At 40.5% G+C, this 21427-nt stretch carries 20 protein-coding genes; 10 read left to right on the plus strand and 10 right to left on the minus strand.

Annotated features, from left to right (window positions below; translation table 11 throughout):
* The first annotated feature begins 54 nt into the window (after nt 1–54).
* Nucleotides 55–1017 carry a bile acid:sodium symporter family protein gene (locus tag B7E06_RS17015; protein WP_082235129.1) on the plus strand — a complete coding sequence of 321 codons (963 nt, stop codon included), beginning with the start codon at nt 55–57 and terminating at the stop codon, nt 1015–1017.
* A gap of 37 nt (nt 1018–1054) precedes the next feature.
* On the opposite strand, the gene B7E06_RS17020 is transcribed toward B7E06_RS17015, so the two are convergent.
* The gene (locus B7E06_RS17020; RefSeq protein WP_082235130.1) at nt 1055–2296 is read right to left on the minus strand and encodes a dicarboxylate/amino acid:cation symporter; all 1242 of its coding nucleotides are present in this window, start codon (nt 2294–2296) and stop codon (nt 1055–1057) included.
* Between the two features lie 299 nt (nt 2297–2595).
* Between B7E06_RS17020 and B7E06_RS17025 the strand changes: the two genes are divergently transcribed.
* A complete protein-coding gene (locus tag B7E06_RS17025; RefSeq protein ID WP_082235131.1) occupies nt 2596–3078 on the plus strand; it encodes a DinB family protein in 483 nt (160 codons plus the stop codon).
* Between the two features lie 38 nt (nt 3079–3116).
* Here the strand turns inward: B7E06_RS17025 and hepT are convergent, their stop codons facing one another.
* From hepT to B7E06_RS17045, 4 genes are all read right to left on the minus strand, one after another.
* Nucleotides 3117–3527 (minus strand): type VII toxin-antitoxin system HepT family RNase toxin, encoded by a 411-nt coding sequence (gene hepT / locus B7E06_RS17030; protein ID WP_082235132.1) that lies wholly within the window; start codon nt 3525–3527, stop codon nt 3117–3119.
* Nucleotides 3520–3915: a type VII toxin-antitoxin system MntA family adenylyltransferase antitoxin gene (gene mntA / locus B7E06_RS22435; RefSeq protein ID WP_143414580.1), complete on the minus strand. Its 396-nt coding sequence runs from the start codon at nt 3913–3915 to the stop codon at nt 3520–3522. The genes hepT and mntA overlap by 8 nt, the downstream gene beginning before the upstream one ends.
* Nucleotides 3916–4241: 326 nt before the next feature.
* The gene (locus tag B7E06_RS17040; protein ID WP_082235134.1) at nt 4242–5309 is read right to left on the minus strand and encodes a C45 family autoproteolytic acyltransferase/hydrolase; all 1068 of its coding nucleotides are present in this window, start codon (nt 5307–5309) and stop codon (nt 4242–4244) included.
* 177 nt (nt 5310–5486) lie between these two features.
* The gene (locus B7E06_RS17045; protein WP_082235135.1) at nt 5487–6863 is read right to left on the minus strand and encodes a Glu/Leu/Phe/Val family dehydrogenase; all 1377 of its coding nucleotides are present in this window, start codon (nt 6861–6863) and stop codon (nt 5487–5489) included.
* A 224-nt stretch (nt 6864–7087) separates the two neighbouring features.
* Here B7E06_RS17045 and B7E06_RS17050 point away from each other — a divergent pair, with 224 nt between their 5' ends.
* Nucleotides 7088–8149 carry an NAD(P)/FAD-dependent oxidoreductase gene (locus B7E06_RS17050; RefSeq protein ID WP_082235136.1) on the plus strand — a complete coding sequence of 354 codons (1062 nt, stop codon included), beginning with the start codon at nt 7088–7090 and terminating at the stop codon, nt 8147–8149.
* A 359-nt stretch (nt 8150–8508) separates the two neighbouring features.
* Here B7E06_RS17050 and B7E06_RS17055 read toward each other — a convergent pair whose 3' ends face one another.
* From B7E06_RS17055 to cypC, 3 genes are all read right to left on the minus strand, one after another.
* The gene (locus tag B7E06_RS17055; RefSeq protein WP_082235137.1) at nt 8509–9459 is read right to left on the minus strand and encodes an ATP-grasp domain-containing protein; all 951 of its coding nucleotides are present in this window, start codon (nt 9457–9459) and stop codon (nt 8509–8511) included.
* A 693-nt stretch (nt 9460–10152) separates the two neighbouring features.
* Nucleotides 10153–10509, minus strand: a complete 357-nt coding sequence (locus tag B7E06_RS17060; protein ID WP_082235138.1) for a DUF2512 family protein — start codon at nt 10507–10509, stop codon at nt 10153–10155.
* Between the two features lie 64 nt (nt 10510–10573).
* A complete protein-coding gene (gene cypC / locus B7E06_RS17065; RefSeq protein ID WP_143414515.1) occupies nt 10574–11818 on the minus strand; it encodes a CYP152 family fatty-acid peroxygenase CypC in 1245 nt (414 codons plus the stop codon).
* Nucleotides 11819–11976: 158 nt separating this feature from the next.
* On the opposite strand from cypC, the gene B7E06_RS17070 reads away from it, so the two are divergent.
* Complete coding sequence (locus B7E06_RS17070; protein ID WP_082235140.1) at nt 11977–13356, plus strand: DUF2254 domain-containing protein; 1380 nt, start codon at nt 11977–11979, stop codon at nt 13354–13356.
* Nucleotides 13357–13635: 279 nt separating this feature from the next.
* Here the strand turns inward: B7E06_RS17070 and B7E06_RS17075 are convergent, their stop codons facing one another.
* Nucleotides 13636–14259: a flavodoxin family protein gene (locus B7E06_RS17075; protein ID WP_082235141.1), complete on the minus strand. Its 624-nt coding sequence runs from the start codon at nt 14257–14259 to the stop codon at nt 13636–13638.
* A 135-nt stretch (nt 14260–14394) separates the two neighbouring features.
* Here B7E06_RS17075 and B7E06_RS17080 point away from each other — a divergent pair, with 135 nt between their 5' ends.
* From B7E06_RS17080 to B7E06_RS17100, 6 genes are all read left to right on the plus strand, one after another.
* Entirely contained in the window at nt 14395–15507 is a 1113-nt protein-coding gene (locus tag B7E06_RS17080; protein ID WP_082235142.1) for an oxidoreductase, read from the plus strand.
* Between the two features lie 402 nt (nt 15508–15909).
* Complete coding sequence (locus B7E06_RS17085) at nt 15910–17931, plus strand: bifunctional metallophosphatase/5'-nucleotidase (protein ID WP_082235143.1); 2022 nt, start codon at nt 15910–15912, stop codon at nt 17929–17931.
* A 114-nt stretch (nt 17932–18045) separates the two neighbouring features.
* Nucleotides 18046–18234: a hypothetical protein gene (locus tag B7E06_RS17090; protein WP_082235144.1), complete on the plus strand. Its 189-nt coding sequence runs from the start codon at nt 18046–18048 to the stop codon at nt 18232–18234.
* 161 nt (nt 18235–18395) lie between these two features.
* A complete protein-coding gene (locus tag B7E06_RS17095) occupies nt 18396–18845 on the plus strand; it encodes a sigma-70 family RNA polymerase sigma factor (RefSeq protein ID WP_082235145.1) in 450 nt (149 codons plus the stop codon).
* A complete protein-coding gene (locus B7E06_RS21605; RefSeq protein ID WP_143414516.1) occupies nt 18845–18997 on the plus strand; it encodes a YvrJ family protein in 153 nt (50 codons plus the stop codon). Before B7E06_RS17095 ends, B7E06_RS21605 begins: the two co-directional genes overlap by 1 nt.
* The gene (locus B7E06_RS17100; RefSeq protein ID WP_179134080.1) at nt 18987–19196 is read left to right on the plus strand and encodes a helix-turn-helix domain-containing protein; all 210 of its coding nucleotides are present in this window, start codon (nt 18987–18989) and stop codon (nt 19194–19196) included. The genes B7E06_RS21605 and B7E06_RS17100 overlap by 11 nt, the downstream gene beginning before the upstream one ends.
* A 35-nt stretch (nt 19197–19231) precedes the next feature.
* On the opposite strand, the gene B7E06_RS17105 is transcribed toward B7E06_RS17100, so the two are convergent.
* Nucleotides 19232–20680 carry a carbon starvation CstA family protein gene (locus B7E06_RS17105; protein ID WP_082235147.1) on the minus strand — a complete coding sequence of 483 codons (1449 nt, stop codon included), beginning with the start codon at nt 20678–20680 and terminating at the stop codon, nt 19232–19234.
* Nucleotides 20681–21427 lie beyond the last annotated feature (747 nt).

Here is a 21427-nt window from a genome sequence, read left to right on the forward strand (position 1 = left end):
GAAAATAAAGTATAATCTGAAATTAACTCTATTAAAATTAAGGAGGTTTTTCAAATGAAAACCTTAGATGCCATCAGCGGCTTCGTAGGACGAACTTTTGCTTTCTGGGTCGTTTTTTTTGCCGCATTATCACTAATCACTCCGGGGACATTCACCTGGATTGAACCTTACATTACACCATTGTTAGGGATCATTATGTTTGGAATGGGTCTGACGCTTTCTAAGAAAGACTTCCAGGAAGTGTTTCGAAGACCTAAAGATGTGGCTGTTGGGGTAATGGCCCAATTCATTTTAATGCCGGTTGTAGCCTTTCTTCTCGTAACCATCCTGCCCGTATCAACAGAGGTAGCCGTAGGTGTCATTCTTGTAGGCTGCTGCCCAGGCGGAACTGCTTCCAATGTGATTACATACCTATCAAAAGGTGATACAGCCCTATCGGTTGCCATAACCTCTGTATCTACTTTGCTGGCTCCTATATTGACACCTGCACTGATGTACTTATTTGCCAGCCAGTGGCTCCCTGTATCTGCTGGAGATATGTTTATTTCTATAGTTAATGTTGTTCTTTTCCCAATTATCCTAGGGTTAGTTGTTCGTACCCTGCTTGGAAATAAAGTTAAAGCAGGTGTTAAGTCTGTACCCCTGATCTCAGTCATTGCCATCGTCGCGATTGTAGCTGCCGTAATCGGTATAAATCAGGAACAAATTTTACAGACAGGCCCATTAATCTTTGCTATTGTCGCTCTTCATAATATCTTTGGTTATATTGCCGGTTATAGTCTGGCTAAATTGTTTAAGATGCCTGCTGCTAAGAAGAGAGCAGTTGCAATTGAGGTGGGCATGCAGAATTCCGGACTTGGTGCTTCTTTGGCCTCTGTTCACTTCAGTCCGCTCTCCGCCGTGCCGAGTGCCATCTTCAGCGTGTGGCATAACATCTCTGGACCAATTTTAGCAACGATATTTCGAAAACAGCAGGAGAAAGAAAAGGTAACTCAAGATGTTCAGAACGCTTCATAAATAAAAACCCGCTTGTAGCAAGCGGGTTTTTTATATTTTACACAGATTGTTCTTTTAATTCTTCGCTTTCACGATATTTTTCTTCAGACCTGTCAATTGCTAAAGCACAGGCTGCATCTCCCGTGATGTTAACAGCGGTTCGAAGCATATCGAGCACCCTGTCAATACCAAGAATCAGAGCAATTCCTTCAACTGGAAGAGATACTTGGTTTAGGACCATGGCGAGCATGATTAGTCCTACACCTGGTACTCCGGCTGTTCCAATACTAGCAAGGACTGCTGTTAATACTACCATGACGAGCTGGCCAAAGGATAGATCTGTAGCATAGACTTGAGCAATGAAAAGGGTTGCGACACCCTGCATGATGGCTGTACCATCCATGTTAATCGTTGCACCCAGCGGCTGAACAAAGCTGCTTACAGGTTTGGATACCTTAAGTTCCTCTTGTGCTGTTTTCATAGAAATAGGCAGTACAGCACTACTGCTTGATGTACTGAATGCTAATGTCATAGCAGGAGAGAATTTCTTAAAGAAGTGAAGCGGATTCATCTTACCTAAGAAATAAATGACGGATCCATAGAATAAGGAACCGTGGATCGCTAAACCGGCAATAACTATAATCATATAAGCACCCATGGCTTTGACGCCATCTAACCCCATTTCACCTACAGCAGAAGCCAGTAGACCAAATGCCCCGTAAGGAGCAAAGCGCATAATTAAGTTAACAAGCCACATCAGAACTTCGTTAACCTGCTCCAACAGTTTAAATAAACCTTCTGTCTTCTTGCCAAGCATGGCTAAAGCGAGGCCAATGAAAATTGCAAAGGCAATGATTTGCAGCATATTTTCTTCTGCCATCGCCTGAAGAGGATTTGCTGGAATAATGTTTGTAAAGGTCTCTACTACCCCAGGAGATGACTCTTCCTGCTGATAATCGGCTCCTGAAGGATCAATATTCGTATTTCCCGGTTCAAATATACCGGCAAGTAATAAAGCAATTGTAATCGCTACCGTTGTAGAGATAAGGAAAAATCCAATTGTTTTACCGCCAAGTCTACCAAGTTTTTTAGGATCGCCTAGTGAAGCAGTTCCTAAACTGATAGAAACAAATACAATGGGTACCACGAGCATTTTAATAAGGTTTAAGAAAATCGTTCCCAGTGGACCAAATAAGTAACTGTCAAGTGGAGTAAATAAATCAGGGGCTGTTAAGTTTAAGATGAGTCCTACAACTAAACCTAAGACCAGACCAATAAGTATCTTTATCGTTAAGTTCATTCAGTTGCCTCCTTAAGTCTTTTTAGTTCTTCGTTAACCCTATATATGTTACTATACAGAGGGATATGTGTCTGAATATTCAGCCGAATTAATTTCTTCTAGCGCTATAAAATTTTAAGGGTGCTTTATAAAATTATCAAACTAAAGAATAAAAGAACATAGGATATTAAACCTATATTATATCCATTTTATTACTAATTGACCTTTTCATATTATAAAATGAGACAATTGTATTTTAATAATGGAATATATTTCGTTTATGTTAAATCTTCCTGTTACTAAAGAAAGGGTGCAAACAAATGTATGGAATTGAAGAAAAACGCGGGGAGCTTCTATCCTTTATTGACGGTCTTACAAATGAAAAAGCTGTTCAGAAGCCTGCCCCTGATAAATGGTCGATATTCGAAGTACTAGAACATCTTTATTTAATTGAGAAATCAGTGACTTCTCAAATTAACCGTACGATTGAAAAAACAGAACCACATACAGTTAAAGAGAAACCTATCGAACGAACGGTCAACAGAGAATACAAAGTTGAGGCTCCCGAAGCTCTACAGCCGAAAGGTCAATTCAGCGACTTAAGCGAAGCTAGGGCCTCTCTTAAGGAAAGCCGTGAAGCACTCCAAACACTTATAACGAATAAAGATAGAGAGACGTTAGAAAAATATTCGTTTCCTCATCCTGCTTTCAGTAATTTGAATACAGCTCAATGGATTGAGTTTATAGGATGGCATGAACTAAGACACTTAGAGCAAATAAAAGAAATTTCAAGATCGGTATAACTTACTTAAGAGGCAGCCTTTCCAAATAAAGACTGCCTCTATATTTTGTATTCCAATATTTGTTTTCCAAAAGATGATAGTTCTCCTAAGTCCTTTTCAATCATTCGTTTTAGCTCATTTAAGTTAATACGCTTTGCATCTTCTGCTGCCATAAATCTGAACTTTTCCAGATTTTTAACATTATCTTTCATAGACTGGTCAATAACACCCTTCCGATACAATAAATCAAATGATTCCTCGTAAGTCTGAGGAAGACCAAAGTGATACTCGGCAATTGTGTGAATCGCCAGGTCAGCAGCAGCTTTGCAGGCCCGTTGAATATTTAAAACGATGGAATCCTGTTTAGTCACATCAAGCAGATGATTAGGCTCTTGCTCATAAACTTCATAAACTCTATGAATGCTTCGTTCCATAGAATTTATCGTACAAATAATTAAGTCATCAATCATAAAAACTCCTTCTTTCCTTAAACCTAACCATATCGCTTATAGAACCCTCTTCACTATTTTTATGAGCATATTTGCTGCATACGTTCATTTGTAAGCTTCTTCGCAAATTCTCATTCTTTGAGAAAATAACGGTTCCGTTGAAAAAAATGTGGGTCTGAAGAACAAGAGATGCATTTTTCAAATCAATTAAGTTTACCTCTATATTAAATAATTTAGATAATTGTTGAGTCATTAAAAATAGATAGTTAGATGATTGCTCTTGCTCACTCCAGAAGGCTAAATCGATATCACACTCCCCCTGTTCTGACCCATGAGAATAAGAACCAAACAAAATAATAAACGATGGATTTACTTTCTGCTGCAGATACTCACTTAAAAATCCAGGTATTGTATTCCCAAGCCTTTCAACTCCCCTTTCTCATGGCGAAAAACGGATTTCCCTAAAGAAAAGAGCTGACATCCCGTCAGCTCTTTCCCACTACCAGCATCTTACTCATGTATTCTTCATACCAAACGATTGAGTTTGCTTATATTTTCTTTGTTCCTCAATTTACATAACTGTAAACTCATTTTCCATAAAAAAGAAAATTAAACCTGCAAAATAATGAGTCGGTAATCTATCTGCCGCTGTACCCGGCTTTTACGGCGACTCTATCTCTGGAATACATTCCAATCGTTCTGTTCTAGAGCACCAAATTTCTTTTATTACTAATTTTATTTTCTTGCACTCCAATAAGCTCCTTCCTCCATATGCACAAAAGGAATATCCGTATCTACTATTCCAGTTATTTTTGAAAGCGAAAGGTCCTTTCCACCAAGCCATTGGCTAAAATCAAATTCTTCTGGCTCCTGATCTCCGCCAAGAGCAAACCATGTCTTCATTTCCTGTGGTAAATACCCTGATGTGTGAATCGTGCCTGCCCAGTTTCTGTATTGTTTAGAAAAAACTCCTTTATCTGTATCATTCATATGTCTAAACGCTTCATAGGGCCCCCGGATATGGCCGCGAGCATTGTTAATAGATTCCATTCGCTTCAATGAATCTGTGAGATGGTTACGGTTCTCTTTTTTTTGAAGCTCAAAGTGATTGGTACACACATTGGATTCCCTGACCTCTACACCGCGTGGTGAGGCTTCAACGATATACGTCCGGTTACTGGGATCAAATACAATATAGCTGAAGGAATGACGATGGGGAATTTCTTTTAGCATCGCTACAGCTTCATCCACATTAGCGCATGATTCAAGAACTAAACGTCCGATCATACAGCAGATAAACCCTTTACCCGGTTTCTTGCGGTGCATAAAGTTATACCCCATTACAAGTCCATGTTCATTCATACCATCCATGCGGCCAGTGATTCTTTGAGTTGGTCCGGCAATAGCATAGCCTCCGTCCGACGGCTGGAAAAAGGAATAACGACCTTCGTAAGTTTTAGGCATGTAATCATAATTTCTAATTAAGTAGCCATCTCCTGTCATAATGGAGCAGCCTGATTTTTTATAATCGACCCGATAACCGCCAAATTCCATTAGAACTCTTTCCATCGGCCATTCCAGTGCATCTCTCAGCCCTTCGAGTTCCTCCCAGACTTGAGGTGCAAAAGTAGTAATGGCAGCCTTTGCTTCCGCTTCTTCTACAATAAAGCGAGGCTTGCGCACTTTCCATTGTCGCACTCTGTTTTCTATGGTTAATGACCCTTTCAGCAGTTCTCCTTGCTTATATCCGAAATCATAATGTGAGCCCCTGAACTGCAGAATCTCACTATATATCTGTTTCATTTCGCTTACCCTCTTTTGCTGTAGTTTTGCTTTTTAGATTACGGGAATTTCCAGGAGAATAAAAGGATTTAGCTTGTTTGACATGCTGAATGGTAACACCGCTTCATTTTTAGAAAGCCTAATATGCTGAACAATGAATCCATGGTTAGGATCTCTGAGAGTTTCCAAAGCCAATACTTAATACAGTTTTCCTTGTTTAAATAAAATAGTCGACAGCTTCATTACAGAATGGATGTAACAGTTTTGTCTCAAAGGAAAAGGATCTCCAAAAAACTGTGGAAGAATTGTATCCAACGTGTTCTGCATTCTTTCAAAAAGCAATTCATAAATCTGCTCTTCTTTATAAAATTGAGTCTCTCTTCCTTGAATCCATTCCAGGTAAGAGACAATGACCCCGCCCGCATTTGCTAAAATATCGGGGATAATTAATGTCCCGCTATCACTAAGATATTTATCAGCCTCTTCGGTTATTGGAGCATTGGCCCCCTCTACAATAATAGGCGCTTTAATTTTTTTCATGTTATCTTTATGAATTTGGTTTTCAAGGGCAGCCATAATAAGGACATCTACGTTAATTTCCAGCAGCGAATCTCTTTCTTTGAGATCTGCCTTTATTTTATGTTCCGATAAGTCTTCCTTCGTTTTTGGCAAGTCTCCATCATGATCCCTGGCGAACTTTACAAGAGCCGGAATATCTAATCCATCTGAGTTATAGAGCATCACATTACTGTCACTGACTGCAACTACTTCATTTTGAAGGTAATTACATTGAAAGGCCTCAAGGGCAGCGACTGATCCTAAATTTCCGAACCCCTGGACAGCTACTTTCATTTTCTTATCTTTCAACTTTAGGGCGTTTTCTGCGAAACTGTTGTCCTGTTCCTGCAGCCATTTCTCCTGCTCGTTTAAGAAGTCGTGCATAATATAACGGAAAGTAAAGTAAACACCTTTTCCAGTAGCGCTCTTTCTTCCTAAAGAACCACCATTAATAATACTTTTACCTGTAAAACTGCCGCGATATGGTTCTCCCGGATGAGTGTTTTTATACTCTGCCATCATCCAGTCCATTTCCCGTTCTCCTGTTCCTGCATCAGGTGCTGGAATATCTTTATCCGGCCCTAATATATCGTTAAAATACTGAACATATTTCTTGCAGATGAGATTGAGTTCTTTCACAGAATACTTTTTAGGATTAATGATCACTCCGCCTTTACCTCCTCCAAAAGGAAGCTCGTGAAGTGAATTTTTTAAAGTCATCAGCCGGGCTAAATTAGAAACCTCGCTTTCATTTACACTTTCATGGAAACGTATGCCGCCTTTATAGGGACCGAGTGTATCATTATGCTGTACCCGGAAGGCAGGAATTCTGACGATTGTTCCATTCTCAAGAGCCACCCGCAAATAGGATTTATGTACATGGTTTGGGGTGGAGAGGAGAGCAACTAATGATTTAAAGGCCTGCTCACGAGTCTGGGCTTTTAAATCCGGCAGAAAGCTTTCGTCCTTTAAGAGAGATGTTAATGAATTTTCGATTACTGTATTTCGCTCACTCATGTTTTGACCTCCTAAGTCATATGTCCTATTCATACTAACCTCTTCCCTTTATTTGAAGATTCAAACTAATGTTTTGTTATTAAAAAAACTGCATTTTTCCTAGTGTTATTATTATTTTTTTGGTAGTCTATTAGTGGTAAATCATCAGTAAGCGTTTTCTATGGATAAGCCTGCTTTTAGTTTCGCATGATATAATAAAGCCCCTTAAAGGATGGTGTTTTTCAATGAAACGACTAGTCATATTAGGAGGCGGATACGGCGGGGTAAAAATGCTGTTAAGCCTGTTGGATTCAGGGATACCAAAAGATGTACATATTACATTGATTGACCGGAATCCATATCACTCCATTAAAACAGAATTCTACGCCATTGCAGCTGGGACGGAAGCAGATAAGAGCGTTCGTATGGAATTCCCTGCGCATGATCAAGTCAGGTATGTGTTTGAAGAGATTAATAAAATTGACGTAGAAAATGACCAAGTTTATATTAAGGATTTTAAAGAAACGGTACCGTTCGATTACTTACTGATCGGCCTGGGCTGTGAGGACAACTATCACGGCATTGACGGAGCTGACGAATTTACGGAAAGTGTGCAGACCTTCTATAAAGCAAGAAAAGCAGGTCTTGCTGTAGGTAACTTGAAAGCTTATGGCAAAGTAACAGTGGTAGGGGCCGGATTAAGCGGGATTGAAGTCGCTTCTGAAATCCGCGAAAGCCGTTCTGATTTGAACATCCGCTTATTAGACAGAGGAGCAACAGTACTGCGAGCTTTTGATAAAAAAATTCAAAATTATGTGGAAGAGTGGTTCGCGAGCAATGATGTAGAAGTGATCCACAATGCGAATGTCGGGTATGTAGAGAAAGACGGTGTATGTAACAACGGAGTCTGCTATATTAACGACGTTACCATTTGGACAGCAGGAGTACGACCAAATTACCTCGTTCGTGAACTGCCGTTTGAAAAAGACGAACAGGATAAAATTATCGTTAATGACTTCTATCAGACCCCATCCCACACAAACGTTTATGTAGTTGGGGACTGCGCTTCCTCTGAATTCTCTCCAAGCGCTCAATTAGCGGGCCAGCAGGGAGAGCAGATCGCTGAAATACTTCACTCAATATTTAAAGGGAAAGAACCAGATAAACCAAAAGAAATCAAATTAAAAGGAACACTCGGCTCTCTTGGTAAATCAGACGGCTTTGGTAACATGATGCAGCAGCCGATGACCGGCCGCCTTCCGCGCCTGGCTAAATCTGGTGTATTATGGCTTAATAAACGACATTAAAATATGTTGAGCTTACGTATATAGTAGAGGTATAATATTAAAAAGACTGAATGCAAGAGCACTCAGTCTAAGACAACTATAGAAGCCGTGCAAATAAACGGCTGACCATATATCTATTGGAAAAAGTAACATCCTATCCTTTACCAGGGGCCTGGACGGTTACTTTTTTCTTGTTTCTTTAATGATCGCAATTACGATCTTGATGACCCCTATCAAGACTAAATTTGAAGTTAAAAGGATCATCAGCACTTCATAGTTTGACAAACAACCACCTCCCCTCCTAGGGAGATGGCCAGCCGTCATAACGGCTTTTTATTTTATAGCTGTAATTCTATTTTACAATGGTAGAAGCTGTAAATCTATCGGACAGCCGCTTGTTTTTCAAGCTCTTGATTTAAATAGAGCGCTAGTTCTTTCATTCCATATACCCCTGCCAAACGCTCGGCATCAGAATTGTAATTCGTGTTTGTATTGACATCATAGGTATATAAATTCCCTTCCTTATCCTGTATAGCTTCGATTCCTGCCACTTGGATTCCATTCTCTTTAAGAAATTTCTCATACTTCTTTATCAGCGGGTTATAATAGCCGTCGAGAATTTGAAATTTCGCTCCCTTTGCCATTTCCGGCTTATCTGTCGGGCAGTAAGAATCATCAATCGTGCAAGCATCGGCCGGGCACAGTTCAAATCCTTCCGATGTGTCTACTTTCACAGCATAGACAAATCGGCCGCCGATAAATTCATGACGGACTATATAAGGTTCAGGTGCCTGAATGTACTGCTGAATCAATGTGATTCCATCCACCGGCTCTTCATAAGATTCACCCTTCACATATTCCTCTAAAGCTTTTAATGAATGAAACAGCTGAACTCCTTGTCCTTTTCCAGCTCGATTATGCTTCGTAATAAAAGAGGATTCATTTAATTGTTCGGCGGCTTTTAAAATGTGCTTTCTACCGACAGCACTGACTGTCTTTGGTGTCAAAATCCCTTCGCTGTTTAGCGCCATATACTGATTAACTTTACTAACTTCCAGACGGAGGGCACGGCTTCCATTAACAACTACGCGGTTATGACGTTCAAGCCAGGCGAGCACGGCTTCTGTGAATTCAGGAGCAAAGCGATGGTCTCTCGTATGGGAAGACGCGCTGATACGATTATAAAAAATCCCTTCGGGCGGCTTACTATTTAAATCAATCGTTCCTTCATCCAGATGCCACAGCTCATAAGGAAGTTCCAGTTCTTCCAGCCATGATGTCAGATGAGAAGTCCAGTCATCATTTTCATGAATAACATAAATTTTCGACATATCGTGTTCCCCTCTCCAAGATGAGATATTCGTTGGGTTCATTGTAACACATAAAACCGAGTGATCTTCTATGATTTAAAGTGGGAGTGAGATGACTGTTCCGTTTATAATAAAAGGAGAAACGAAGCTGAGAATTAGCTCGCTTTCCGAGGGAAGCTGATGAGCTAGCTCGTTCCACTCACGGATCTCACCTTAGCTCTATCTCCCTGCAGGAGTCTCGCCATTTCCCAGCCTCTTTAAATTTAATGGGAGAAACGGAACACTGTAGTTTCAATAACCATTTTCCAAGAAATAGTCTTCTCTAACTAAATGTTTCCGTTTCTCCTAATTAACGTAAAGGGCCGGGGGAAACGGCGAGACTCCTATGGGAGGATAGAACAAGGTGAGACCCCGAGGCCTAAAAGCCCGAGGAAGCTCACCGTTCGCCCATGGAAAGCGAGTTGTTTCCCCAGGCCCGGTTCTCTTATTTCAGGCATACGGAACCAGATTCTCTTGTTAGTAAGAACAAAGAAGCCTTTATCAGAGTCCAGACCATGATTGTTTACCCTGAAGGTGCTCGCATTCACACATGGAAAGTGAATTGTTCCCCCGCCCGGTTCTACTTTTGAAAGCAGACGAAACTCCTATATCTGAACAAGCAATAAATAATAGATGATTTACAACCATCAAAAAACCCAGACAGCTGTCTGGGTTTTAAGCAGTCGTTTCTGAAAGCTTTCTGTTAGTGATTAAATGAAGATGAAGAAAATATTCGCTAACTCCAATAACAGCTGAAACAATGAGGGCGCCTGCAAAGCTTACATAAGCGCCGCTAAACAAGTTCGAAAGCCCCCAAACGAGAAATAGAGTCACAATAAAATCAAGAAATACGCTCGACCACAGATTTCCTTTTCTCAGTAATACATATTCCATTCCTACTCCAATGATAAGCAGCACAACCGCAAGCACTATTGGCTGCCATAGAGCTGTATAGTTTACAGTGTCTAAGAAATACATCGACAAAATAAGCACGCTTGGCAAGGTGAATATTTTAACTAAAATACTTGTCATGACATTTCCTGCCTTTCTGAAAAATAATAGCGTCTGTTAGTATTTGTAACAGACGCTAAACTATTCAGACCCCTTTAATATTGGTTAAGACCACACCGCTTTTAGGAATGGCAGGTATCCGGCTCACATCATATTCGAGATCCTGATTTTCAGCAATTTTGTACTCTATATCATTGGTTAAAAACTTGGCACTGGATTTAATGGCTTCCACAGTGATCCATTCCCCCGGGCATCTGTGTCCTTTAAAATGCTCTCCACCTCCTTGCGGGACTAAATCATAAAGGCTCCCGTTCCATCCGTAGAACCTTTCAGGATAAAATTCATAAGGTGATTCCCAGAGCGTTTTATCGTGATTGACGCCATGCAGATCAATGAAAACCATCTGACCTTTTTTGAAAGGGTAGTCATTCCAAATGAAATCGCGGCGGGCAATCGCCCCAAGAAAAGGAGCAAAAGGAAAGTAGCGCCGCACTTCCTGTGCAAACATCCCTATATATTCATCATCAGCTACCTTTAACTTATCTGTCAGCTCCGGCTCTTCAAGTAATGCCAGAGCCGCATACGTAATGTATAGCGAAACAGCGACAGTCGGTCGCAGCACGTTCAATAACTCGATCGCAGCCATCCGGGCATCAAGAGGTTCTCCTTCTAAGTTTCTGTGAAAGGCCATCTCATAAGCCGCACTTCCTTTTGGTGCTTCGATTTTGCCTTCCCGTATGTTTAAGATGGTCTCTTCTATCCAATTTTCGGTCTTTTTCCTGTCCATTCTTCCCTGCCAGTGACGAGGTCCTACTCCACCAAAAGAATCGACAAGGGCCCAGAGCTGTTCCGCTCGCTTTTTAACTTCTTTTTCTTGTAAAGGTACACCGGACCATTCACAAATTGACCGGCAGAGCACTTCCTTAGCCTCATCCATAAGAACGATGGATCCCTCCCATTGTTTAGCCTGCTGCTGCCATGTTTTTGTTACAATTTCGCCAAAAATTTTTATCCTTTCTTTTGTCATAAGACTCATAAAAAGTAATTTTCGGTGTTCATGAGTGTTTCCATCCATTGTTTGAATGGCATGTTTCCCAAAAAGGGACTTTTGAATTCTCTTAGGAATCGCTTTCTCTCTCTGAAACTTTTCGTTATCATAAAACAACCGGGCTCCTTCTTCGCCCGTCAGGCAAATTACTTTCTTCCCTAAAACTCTTGTCTGAAAAATATCTGTTTCCAGCTGTTCAAAGCGCTTAGGTAAAAATGTATACCCCTCACGAAGGATGTTCATGGTCTGATCCATTCCTGCGTCTTTTGGTATTGTCTTCATTCTTCCCTTCCTTTCTATCACCAATTATTATCTACTTATTTTCCTTCCCATACGTTTTCCTAAACTTTCCTATTAGAAAAAGAATGAGTTTACGACGTCTCGATGAGGGTTAAACTGACTTTATCCAACAATGAATTCACCAGCACGGAGGTCAGCTTATGAAGGAAAAGCTATTAAACATATTGCCCGTTCACATGCGTAAATATTTTCAAATGTCCAGTCGCCAGCGTAAGTACGAGCTGCAAATGACATTATGGTCCGTTCCGCTTATTTATATAGGCGGGACGATTCTTATTGTTATATTTACTTTATTTTTAGATCTACAAGTAAACATGTCCCGTTATGTCCACACGTGGTTAAGTGCCAGCGGAGCGGCCACCCAGACACTCGTCAGTACGTTAATCGGCGGTATTCTGACATTAAGTGCATTTACACTCAACTCTCTGCTCATTGTATTAACCAACTTCAGCGCTCAGTTCTCACCGAGAATGATGTTTAATTTTATTTCGGATAAAACCACTCAGCATATGCTGGGAATTTTTCATGGCAGCTTTATTTATGTATTATTTATCTTTCTTTTCCTGACAAATAATGAAAATGAATACTATTCAGCAATTCCAATCATGGCCGTCTTTTTAGCTGCCTTGACACTGGTAACCTTTATCTTCTTTATCAATCACGCGTCAAGCTGGATGCAAGTCCATAACTTTACGTATTCGATGAAAAACACTTCAAAACAGATCATTAAAGAAACATTAAAATATGAACTGGAAGAATTTCGCGGATCTCATTCAGGTGATATTATGAGTGAGTATTATTCTTCCAAGAAAGTTGCGGTCATTCCAAAATCAAGCTATATTCAAATGATTCATTTTAAAGATATGATTGATCAGGCCCAAAAAGATGATGTAATCGTCAAGCTCTATAGAAAAATAGGAGATTTCAGCTTAAAGAACAACCGCTTATTCGCAATCTGGGGCCCTGGTACAGAAAAAGTATCCACAGATAAATATTTAAAGATGATAGAATTTGGTCATAAAAAAACAGAAATCCAGGAGATGAAAATGGGGCTCACGAAACTGAGTGAGGTCGCCGTTAAAGCTCTGGGTGCCTCAGATCCGGAAACGGCTCTGACTACTCTTCATCATATTTCCGATATTTTATTAACCATTAATGATGATATCAGCCCTACTCCATATCTTCTGGATAGTGAGCAGCAGACACGTGTGATCATGGAAGTTGAAGACTTTGAGTATTATCTCCACAAAGGGCTTGGTAAGATTCGCCATTATATGGAGAGTGATTATACGATGATTACAGAACTCATTTCAGTCATCAACCTGATGGCCGAATCCATCTCTGAGGATAAATTTGATATTTTATGGGACTTTGCGAGTAACACTGCCGACCATACGTTAGATCACTTTATATATGATATTGACCGTAAGTATTTGCTTGAAGAGCTTCATGAACTGGCTCTCCTCACTGGTCATGAAAAAGATTTTTATTTAGTAGAAGAAAAGCTGATGAATCAGTAAAATTCAAAGGACAAACTGTTAGGAGATCCTTAGCTTTCAAAGGGCGAAAGGTGAGCTTCCTGTGGTATTTGCTTTCCTGAAGGCATGGTTTTTTATTTCTCACAGAAGACTCTAGTTCCCTGTATCTGAATTTGGAGGATAGGGCCAGGGGAAAGACTCGCTTTCCATGGGCGAACGGTGAGATCCGCGAGTGTAACGAGCTAGCTCACCGAAATTCCGCTAAAAAGCGAGCGACCCCCCAGCCGCTTTTCTCCGTTATGATTAGACTCCTAACCTTAATTACATGGTATTCCCTACTGCCGGAATCGAGTTTTCTTTAAAGATTCGTGCAAGGTGCATTGTATTATAAGCAAGCATTTCCACATGTTTCTTAGTAAACTCATTCTCCTGTCCGCCTTCATCCATATAAGAAGGTCCCGGGCCCGCTTCACCAACCCAGTAAGTATCCACATTTGGCGGAATGACAAACCCAATATGCGAAAGGGCATATAACATGGAGGAAGCCGCATTTTTAGCTCCATCTTCATTTCCTGTGACGACTGCCCCTCCTACTTTATTGTAAAAGATGGACTGATCTTTATCATTTGTCTCACTACTGCTGCCGTACAGCCTTTCGATCGCTACAGTAATCTGACTGCTTTTTTCTCCAAGCCACACAGGAGAACAGAGAATAACGATATCTGCATCCACTACTTTCTCTAATAGAAGCGGCCACTCATCTCCCTCGCCCATATCTTTATCGATGCCATACGGGATATGATAATCGGCCAATCTTACAATTTCACTCTCTACCCCTTCTTTTGAATAAATATCGATCACTTCCTGAGCGAGTCCTTCCGTATTGGAGGTACTCTCAGAAGATTTTAAAGAACCATTTAAGAAAAGTGCTTTAATATCAGCCACGTATATTTCTCCTTTCTTTGCTAGATATAGTTTTTATTCCCTGCTCTCACTCACAAAAACATATCAGCCATTTTTAATTTAGGACACGCAGGGTATGGAACACATATGGTGATTTATTAGAAGGAGGAAAATGAAATGAACTATAATCAGCTATTTTCTGAAAGTAAACTTAATCAAAGCGAGTTATCAAATCGTTTGATTGTTGCCCCGATGACTAGAATCAGTGCGGAAGATGACGGAAGGGCCAACATTACGATGAAAAAATATTATGAGAGATTTGCTATAGGAGGCTTCAGTGCCGTTATTTCGGAAGGTATCTATCCAGATGACGCTTACAGCCAGGGGTACTATAACCAGCCAGGCTTAGCGAATGGCAGTCATACCGAGTCATGGAAGCCGATTGTAGAAGTTGTTCAGGATAAAGGGGCTCTCTTTATCGCTCAGATCATGCACGCCGGCGGTCAAAGTCAGGGGAACAGCTATACAGACGAAACGATTGCTCCATCCCCTGTAACACCGAAAGGAGAGCAGCTTGGGTTTTACGGCGGAGAAGGCTCTTTTTCCCAACCAAGAGGAATGACTATAGAAGAGATTGAAAAAGCGAAAGAATCGTTTAAGGAAAGTGCCTTAAGGGCGAAAGAGGCTGGTTTTGATGGAGTAGAAATCCACGGAGCCAACGGTTATCTGCTTGACCAGTTTTTAACCGATTATTTAAATAATCGTGAAGACCAATACGGCGGTACAGTTAACAACCGTGTACGCTTAATGACAGAAGTGATTGAGCTTGTTAGAGAAGCTGTTGGAGAAGACTTTATTTTAGGTGTTCGGCTTTCACAGGCCAAAGTATCTGACAGTTCTCACAAATGGGAAAAAGGGGAAAGTGAAGCAGAACAGATTTTTAAAGCAATCGGAGATACTCCGCTTGACTATATTCATGTAACAGATCAGGATGCTTTAGAGTCTTCATTTGGTGCTGGAACTAAAACATTGGCACAGGCAGCCAGGAACTTCAGCGGCCACCCCGTTATTGCGAATGGACAGCTGGGTAACCCAGATAAAGCCGAACAACTGTTAAAAGAAGAACATGCGGATTTCGTGGCTCTGGGAACAAGCGCTCTCGCCAATCCCGATTTCCCAAATAAGGCAAAATTCGGAATGGACATGGAAGAATTCGATTTTAAAAAGACTCTCCTTCCAAAGGCCTATATTAAAGAACATGAAGTGGAAAAAGAACTTGTACAATACTAGAAAACTCTATATTAAAGGCAGGGGCGAAGTCCGCTCCTGCCTTACTTTTAGTAAAAAGTCTTTCCATAACCTACTTAAATATCTTCCTTATAAATTTATTTGAAAGTTTGCTGGTAATTCTACGCGCAATTCTTTGCTTTATCCTGCCCTTTCTTACAGCATCGACATCGTTCCATATTCTTAAAAACTTATATAAGCCTGATTTAGCCCCCATAATCCTCCTCCTATCTTTTGAAGCTTAGTATTGTTTATCCTTTTCTTCACTTCTCCTAACTGGTACTAATGACACTATTAGACAAATTTCCTATGACAATAAAATTAGATAGATTGATTGATACATAGATTGTCAACTTTTTGTTACATTTGTAATAGTTAAATAATATTTTAAAAGGAGAGGAATTTATGAAAAGAAAGCAGCTTTTGACCGCTTTAGCAGCTCCAATATTGGCATTGTCTTTATTTCAGGCAGATAAGGCAAGTGCGGATACAAATCTTGATACGATAAACATGACGAATACGGAACTGATGATTGAGCAAAACATAATGAATGAAAATGTACATAATAACTCAGAAATTACGAGAAAAGAAATCAAACAGATGCTTCAGCGTGCAGGGGAAATGAAAGGAGTTCATCCTAAAGATATCTTCTTCTCTGATAACTCCGGCAAAGGAAAAGGAGCCAATCCAAACGCTCAAATCACAAAATTAGATATGGCTAAAGTTTTTACACTTGCTATGAATGATGGGAAAACTCCCAAAGTCGATACTGAAGTATTAAATAATTTTAGCGATGTAGAATCTATTCCTGAAAAAGCAAAACCTTATGTAGCTTATGCTGTCCTGGCCGGTGCTTTTGATATTGATTTTGAAGAGGATTTTAACCCGAATGAACCAATGTCCCGTGAAGAAATCGCCAAATCTTTCAAACCGCTGGTTTTTGACGTTATTGATATTTTATCTACGAATGATGTTCATGGAAATCTAGAGCAAAATACGAGTGAGCAAGGCGGTATGCCTTTAGTAGGCGGCATTGTAGATGACTTCCGCTCGGTCAATGACGATGGTACCATTGTTGTTGACGCAGGAGATTCGATGCAGGGTACTTTAATATCAAACGCATTTGAAGGGTTGTCCACAATTGAAACGATGAATGCGATTGATTATGATGTCAGTGCTATAGGAAACCATGAGTTTGACTGGGGAATTGATGTATTAAGAGATCGTATAGAAGATGCTGAATTTCCATTTTTAGCAGCAAATATATTTGAGGAAGAAACGGGAGATCGTCCAGAATGGGCAGAGCCTTATACTATGATTGAAATCGGCGATTATAAAGTAGGAATTTTAGGTTTTTCAACTACAGAAACACCTGAGTCCACCCTTTCTACACATGTGGAAGGATTAGAGTTTTTAGATCCAGCTCCTATTTCTGAAGAACTGTCTGCTGAACTGAAGGAAAAAGGAGCAGACATCGTCATGGTCAATTCTCACCTGCCAGGCTGGCAAGAGCCATCTGGTCAAATTATGGGTGAATTAGCTGATTTTGCAGCAGCTGAGAATGGCATTGTAGATGCTCTCGTTGGGGGGCATTCCCATGAAAGAGTTGCCGGCCATGTGAACGAAATTCCTGTCGTTGAGGCCGAAAGATATACGAGAGCCATGGGTCATATTCAGCTCTTCGTCGATCGAAAAACTAAAGAAGTCTACCATTCTGAAGTGGACTTACTGGAAACATATGCTCCATTAGCAGGAGAAAATAAAGAAGTGCGTCAGATCGTAAATAACTACAATGCCCAAGTGGAAGAAGTTAAAAATGAAGTAGTCGCGACTACTGAAGGCCCAATTACAAGAGATCGTAAATATGGAAACCTTGGAGTCAGCAAGCTTGGCAACATGATTACGGATGCTATGCGTGAAAGAGCTGAAGCCGATATTGCCTTCCAGAACAGCGGCGGTATCCGAACAGATATTGACGCCGGCGAAATTACTTACGGTGAAGTGTTTGAAGTTCTTCCTTTTGATAATTATAATGTCACCGCAGAAATGACAGGAGAACAAATAAAAGATATTTTAGAAGGTCCGGCTGAGGACGATTGGAACTTTATGCAAATCCAATTCTCCGGAATGAACGTCGTTTACGATCCTTCCCAATCTGACGGAGAACGCGTTACTTCTATTGAATTATGGGACGGCACACCTGTTTATGAAAAAGGAGAAACTATTGACGGAACCTTTACTGTCGTTACTAACAACTTCTTATCTACAGGTTCAGGTGACGGTTATTATACCTTTGGTGAAGTAGAATGGGAAGCTGATCCTGACTTCCAGCGCGAATTGTTTGCGGATTACTTAAGAGAGATTCGTGACCGTGGAGAAACAATCAATCCAGATGAACTCTTTGACGGAAGACTCATCCAGGAATAATTGAAAAACCGGCCGTGCCCATAAGCACAGCCGGTTTTTTTGTTTAATAACTTTCATTGTTTAAAGCTAACAGTTGAGTTATGGTAAGGAATATATTCAATAAAGGAGTTTATTATGAAGAAGTGGCAAGTTTACGTGTACCCTCCATTAACAGGAGTGCTTACTGTCATATTATATCTGCTTTTGCAGACCGCCCGAAATGCGGTTTTCCAGTGGCCTGCCGCGATTGGCCTTTTTATGGGGATTACATTCATGCAAATCATCCTCTATCGCCGGGCATATAAAAAAACACAAAGTTCTTAATTTTGCTGACTTCACTTTTAGACGAGGACTTAGAAAGTGCTTTTTACATATCCTTTTTTAATAAAAGGGTATTTTTTTAAACAAAAATGCGAACACTAGTTCGTAAGTAGGTTGTGAAATTTTGACAAAACCCCTTATTCTTAAGTAAGGAGGGTTGGAAGATGAAAAAGCCTTACCAAAACAAAAGCCCGCTTTATAGAACTGATAAACATGTAACCTTATCGCCTTCGCCCCGTCAAGATAAGGTTGAAGCCAAATTTGTCACCTATTTAAATACAGCTTTATGGCGGGCTGCCAAAGATCAGCAAAAAAAGATGGGAACATGGAAAGATATACACTTACAGAACGAATATCAAATAGACAGTTGTTCCGCTGTGTATGAAGAAGCAGTTTCCTATGAAACATTGTTTGAAATGGTTGAGAGTAAAAAATTATACCACGGCCTTAAACAGCTTTCACACAGACAAAAGTTTATTATGTATAAGCATGCGGTTGAACTTTACACATTTAAAGAGATTGCTGACCAGCTGGGGGTTTCTCAGCAATCTGTTTCTAAGTCTTATCAGCGCGCACGTTTGAAACTTAAAAATACTCAAGGAGGCCAATTATAATGCAACTTGACTTATGGGTTTCTGCTGTGGAGAGTTTCGGGTTTCCCATTGGTGTCGCTTCATTCATTTTATACAGATTGGACAAAAGCATTAACCGGATGGAGGATGCTGTAAAAGAGTTAATTCATGAGGAGCAGGAAGATGAAAAATAAATTATATGACTTGCTGCTGCTGGCTCAAAAAGAAGATGAACAAGCCATCAGTCAGCTCATCGAACGTTTTGAACCTAAAATTAAAAAACTGAGCTCTGCTTTCCCTGCAGAAGACCGGGAAGATATTGAACAGGAACTTCGCATTCAGGTCATGCACGCTGTTGAAAAGTTCCGCATGGAAGAAGACTCAATAAAATAAGCTGCCTTTTTAGTTCAAAGGCAGCTTACAACATATTAACTGGCTCTAAATACCGGTTTCTTGCCGTATTTCTTATGGGAGTTGTTTTGCACAAGCTTCTTAATAAACCATGCAAGAACAACAAGCCATATAACCGCACCGATCCACATAGACACATCATATGGCAGTCCAAAACCTTCAGGAGCATAGAAGATATATGCGCTCACCACTCCTGTCATGAACAAGGCAGGAATACTGCAGATCCAGTGAAACTTCTGCTTTTCCAGCAGATAAATGGCGGCCGTCCAAAGCATTACTGTCGCAACAACCTGGTTGGACCATCCTACGTATCTCCACAGGAAGGTATAATCAATTGTTGAAAGATAAAAAGCCGGACCACCAAGAACTAATAAGATTAGTCCATTCTTCAGCTTACCTGTCGAAGGATTGGATCCTTTTTTCGTCAAAAGCTCACTCAGCATCATTCGTGAGGAACGAAGAGCTGTATCTCCTGTTGTGATCGGAAGGATAATTACGCCTAGAACAGCTAGAATTCCACCGAACGCGCCCAATGTTGTAGAACTGATTTCATTAACAACTCCAGCAGGTCCTCCCGCGTCTAATGCAGATTGAAGGCCTCCGGTGCTGCCGAAGAATGCCATACCTGCAGCGGCCCAGATCAGGGCAATAACACCTTCACCAATCATCGCACCATAAAACACTTTGCGTCCTTCGCTTTCCTTCTTCAGCGTCCGTGCAAGTATCGGGCTTTGTGTACTATGAAATCCAGAAATCGCCCCACAGGATATCGTCACCATTATAAGCGGCCAAATCGGCAGCTCTCCTGGGTGCAGATTGCTTAATGTAAGATTAGGAACGGTATTGTCGAAGAAAAACAGACCAATTCCAATGGAAACAGCCATAAATATTAAGATTGCTCCAAGCACCGGATAGATACGTCCGATAATTTTATGGACAGGAAGCATTGTAGCTATTAAGAAATAAACAAAGATAATAACTAATGCTGCCATGAAACTCAAAGGTGTCAGCTGGGCTACAAGCTCAGCAGGTCCTGCCGTAAAAGCAGCGGCCACAAGGACCATTAAAGCAATAGAAAAGATATTAATAAAGGTTTGCATATTTTTCCCAAGAAATTTACCAACAATCGTTGGAAATTGAGCACCTTTATATCTTACAGACATCATACCACTGAAATAATCATGAACTCCACCAGCAAAAATACAGCCGATTACAATCCAGATAAATGCTACGGGTCCATAAAGGGCTCCCATAACCGCCCCGAAAATCGGACCAAGCCCAGCGATATTAAGTAATTGAATAAGGCTCGCTCTCCACCAGCTGATCGGTGTAAAGTCAAAGCCATCATTTTGGGAATAAGCAGGAGTCTGATTACGATCGTCAATGCCAAAAATCCGTTCGACCACCTTCGCGTAAATCATATAACCTGCGATAAGTAAAACAATGGATGCAACAAATGTAAGCATCGCTGAGCCTCCTCTCAATTTTAAATCGTAAGAAGTATTCTATACCTGTCCTTTCTTAATAACAACCCCGTATTCTGAAAATTATATATTTTTTCTTTTTTCTCTATATTTTGAAGCGTTTTCAATAACAGAATTATACAAAAAAGCGAGACACTGTTAAGCGCCCCGCGTTTAAAAGGCCGAAGAAAAAGAAGGAGCTGTTCCGTTTTAGCGTGGAGAATATGTGCTGAGAGATAGCTCGCCTCCACCTGGGAGCCGGTGAGTGAGATCGTTCCATTCGTCGATCTCAGCTTGACTCTATATAACTCCGGAAGTTTGACGGATCAGTTCCTTTTTTTGAATAAATAAAAGAAGCGAGGCTCCTAATGAGCCTCGCTTCTTTACATATATGTAACCTGCCACCCCATTAGGAAATGGTTAAGTTCCCGCAGTCGTATTTTACGATGGGATGGCATTACTAATAAAATAGCATATCTGCTGAACGCAAAGCAAGTTGATGGAAAATACTCTTAAAACAGATTGGTCTTCCCCCTCCCTTTTTGCTAACATAGCTTACGCTTCAGCAACATTTTCCCAGAAAGTATTGGGAGGTTTAGAGACCGGCCAAATAATGGTAATGTACAAATAACATTATCTCATTTATTAAAAAAGGAGAGAATGTAACCCATGCAAAGTCGAATAGTCAAAATTCTAGTGTGGATCCCCATTATCATCGTAGTAATTACAATAGCGCTATTGGCTCTCTCT

The sequence above is a fragment of the Halobacillus massiliensis genome (assembly GCF_900166625.1).
Taxonomy (GTDB): Bacteria; Bacillota; Bacilli; order Bacillales; family Halobacillaceae; genus Halobacillus_A; species Halobacillus_A massiliensis.

What these genes read in the sequence shown, in the direction of transcription:
- B7E06_RS17015 (WP_082235129.1), top strand. Translation starts at nt 55, where the DNA reads ATGAAAACCTTAGATGCCATCAGCGGCTTCGTAGGACGAACTTTTGCT.
- B7E06_RS17020 (WP_082235130.1), bottom strand. Translation starts at nt 2,296, where the DNA reads ATGAACTTAACGATAAAGATACTTATTGGTCTGGTCTTAGGTTTAGTT.
- B7E06_RS17025 (WP_082235131.1), top strand. Translation starts at nt 2,596, where the DNA reads ATGTATGGAATTGAAGAAAAACGCGGGGAGCTTCTATCCTTTATTGAC.
- hepT (WP_082235132.1), bottom strand. Translation starts at nt 3,527, where the DNA reads ATGATTGATGACTTAATTATTTGTACGATAAATTCTATGGAACGAAGC.
- B7E06_RS17040 (WP_082235134.1), bottom strand. Translation starts at nt 5,309, where the DNA reads ATGAAACAGATATATAGTGAGATTCTGCAGTTCAGGGGCTCACATTAT.
- B7E06_RS17045 (WP_082235135.1), bottom strand. Translation starts at nt 6,863, where the DNA reads ATGAGTGAGCGAAATACAGTAATCGAAAATTCATTAACATCTCTCTTA.
- B7E06_RS17050 (WP_082235136.1), top strand. Translation starts at nt 7,088, where the DNA reads ATGAAACGACTAGTCATATTAGGAGGCGGATACGGCGGGGTAAAAATG.
- B7E06_RS17055 (WP_082235137.1), bottom strand. Translation starts at nt 9,459, where the DNA reads ATGTCGAAAATTTATGTTATTCATGAAAATGATGACTGGACTTCTCAT.
- B7E06_RS17060 (WP_082235138.1), bottom strand. Translation starts at nt 10,509, where the DNA reads ATGACAAGTATTTTAGTTAAAATATTCACCTTGCCAAGCGTGCTTATT.
- cypC (WP_143414515.1), bottom strand. Translation starts at nt 11,818, where the DNA reads ATGAAGACAATACCAAAAGACGCAGGAATGGATCAGACCATGAACATC.
- B7E06_RS17070 (WP_082235140.1), top strand. Translation starts at nt 11,977, where the DNA reads ATGAAGGAAAAGCTATTAAACATATTGCCCGTTCACATGCGTAAATAT.
- B7E06_RS17080 (WP_082235142.1), top strand. Translation starts at nt 14,395, where the DNA reads ATGAACTATAATCAGCTATTTTCTGAAAGTAAACTTAATCAAAGCGAG.
- B7E06_RS17085 (WP_082235143.1), top strand. Translation starts at nt 15,910, where the DNA reads ATGAAAAGAAAGCAGCTTTTGACCGCTTTAGCAGCTCCAATATTGGCA.
- B7E06_RS17090 (WP_082235144.1), top strand. Translation starts at nt 18,046, where the DNA reads ATGAAGAAGTGGCAAGTTTACGTGTACCCTCCATTAACAGGAGTGCTT.
- B7E06_RS17095 (WP_082235145.1), top strand. Translation starts at nt 18,396, where the DNA reads ATGAAAAAGCCTTACCAAAACAAAAGCCCGCTTTATAGAACTGATAAA.
- B7E06_RS21605 (WP_143414516.1), top strand. Translation starts at nt 18,845, where the DNA reads ATGCAACTTGACTTATGGGTTTCTGCTGTGGAGAGTTTCGGGTTTCCC.
- B7E06_RS17100 (WP_179134080.1), top strand. Translation starts at nt 18,987, where the DNA reads ATGAAAAATAAATTATATGACTTGCTGCTGCTGGCTCAAAAAGAAGAT.
- B7E06_RS17105 (WP_082235147.1), bottom strand. Translation starts at nt 20,680, where the DNA reads ATGCTTACATTTGTTGCATCCATTGTTTTACTTATCGCAGGTTATATG.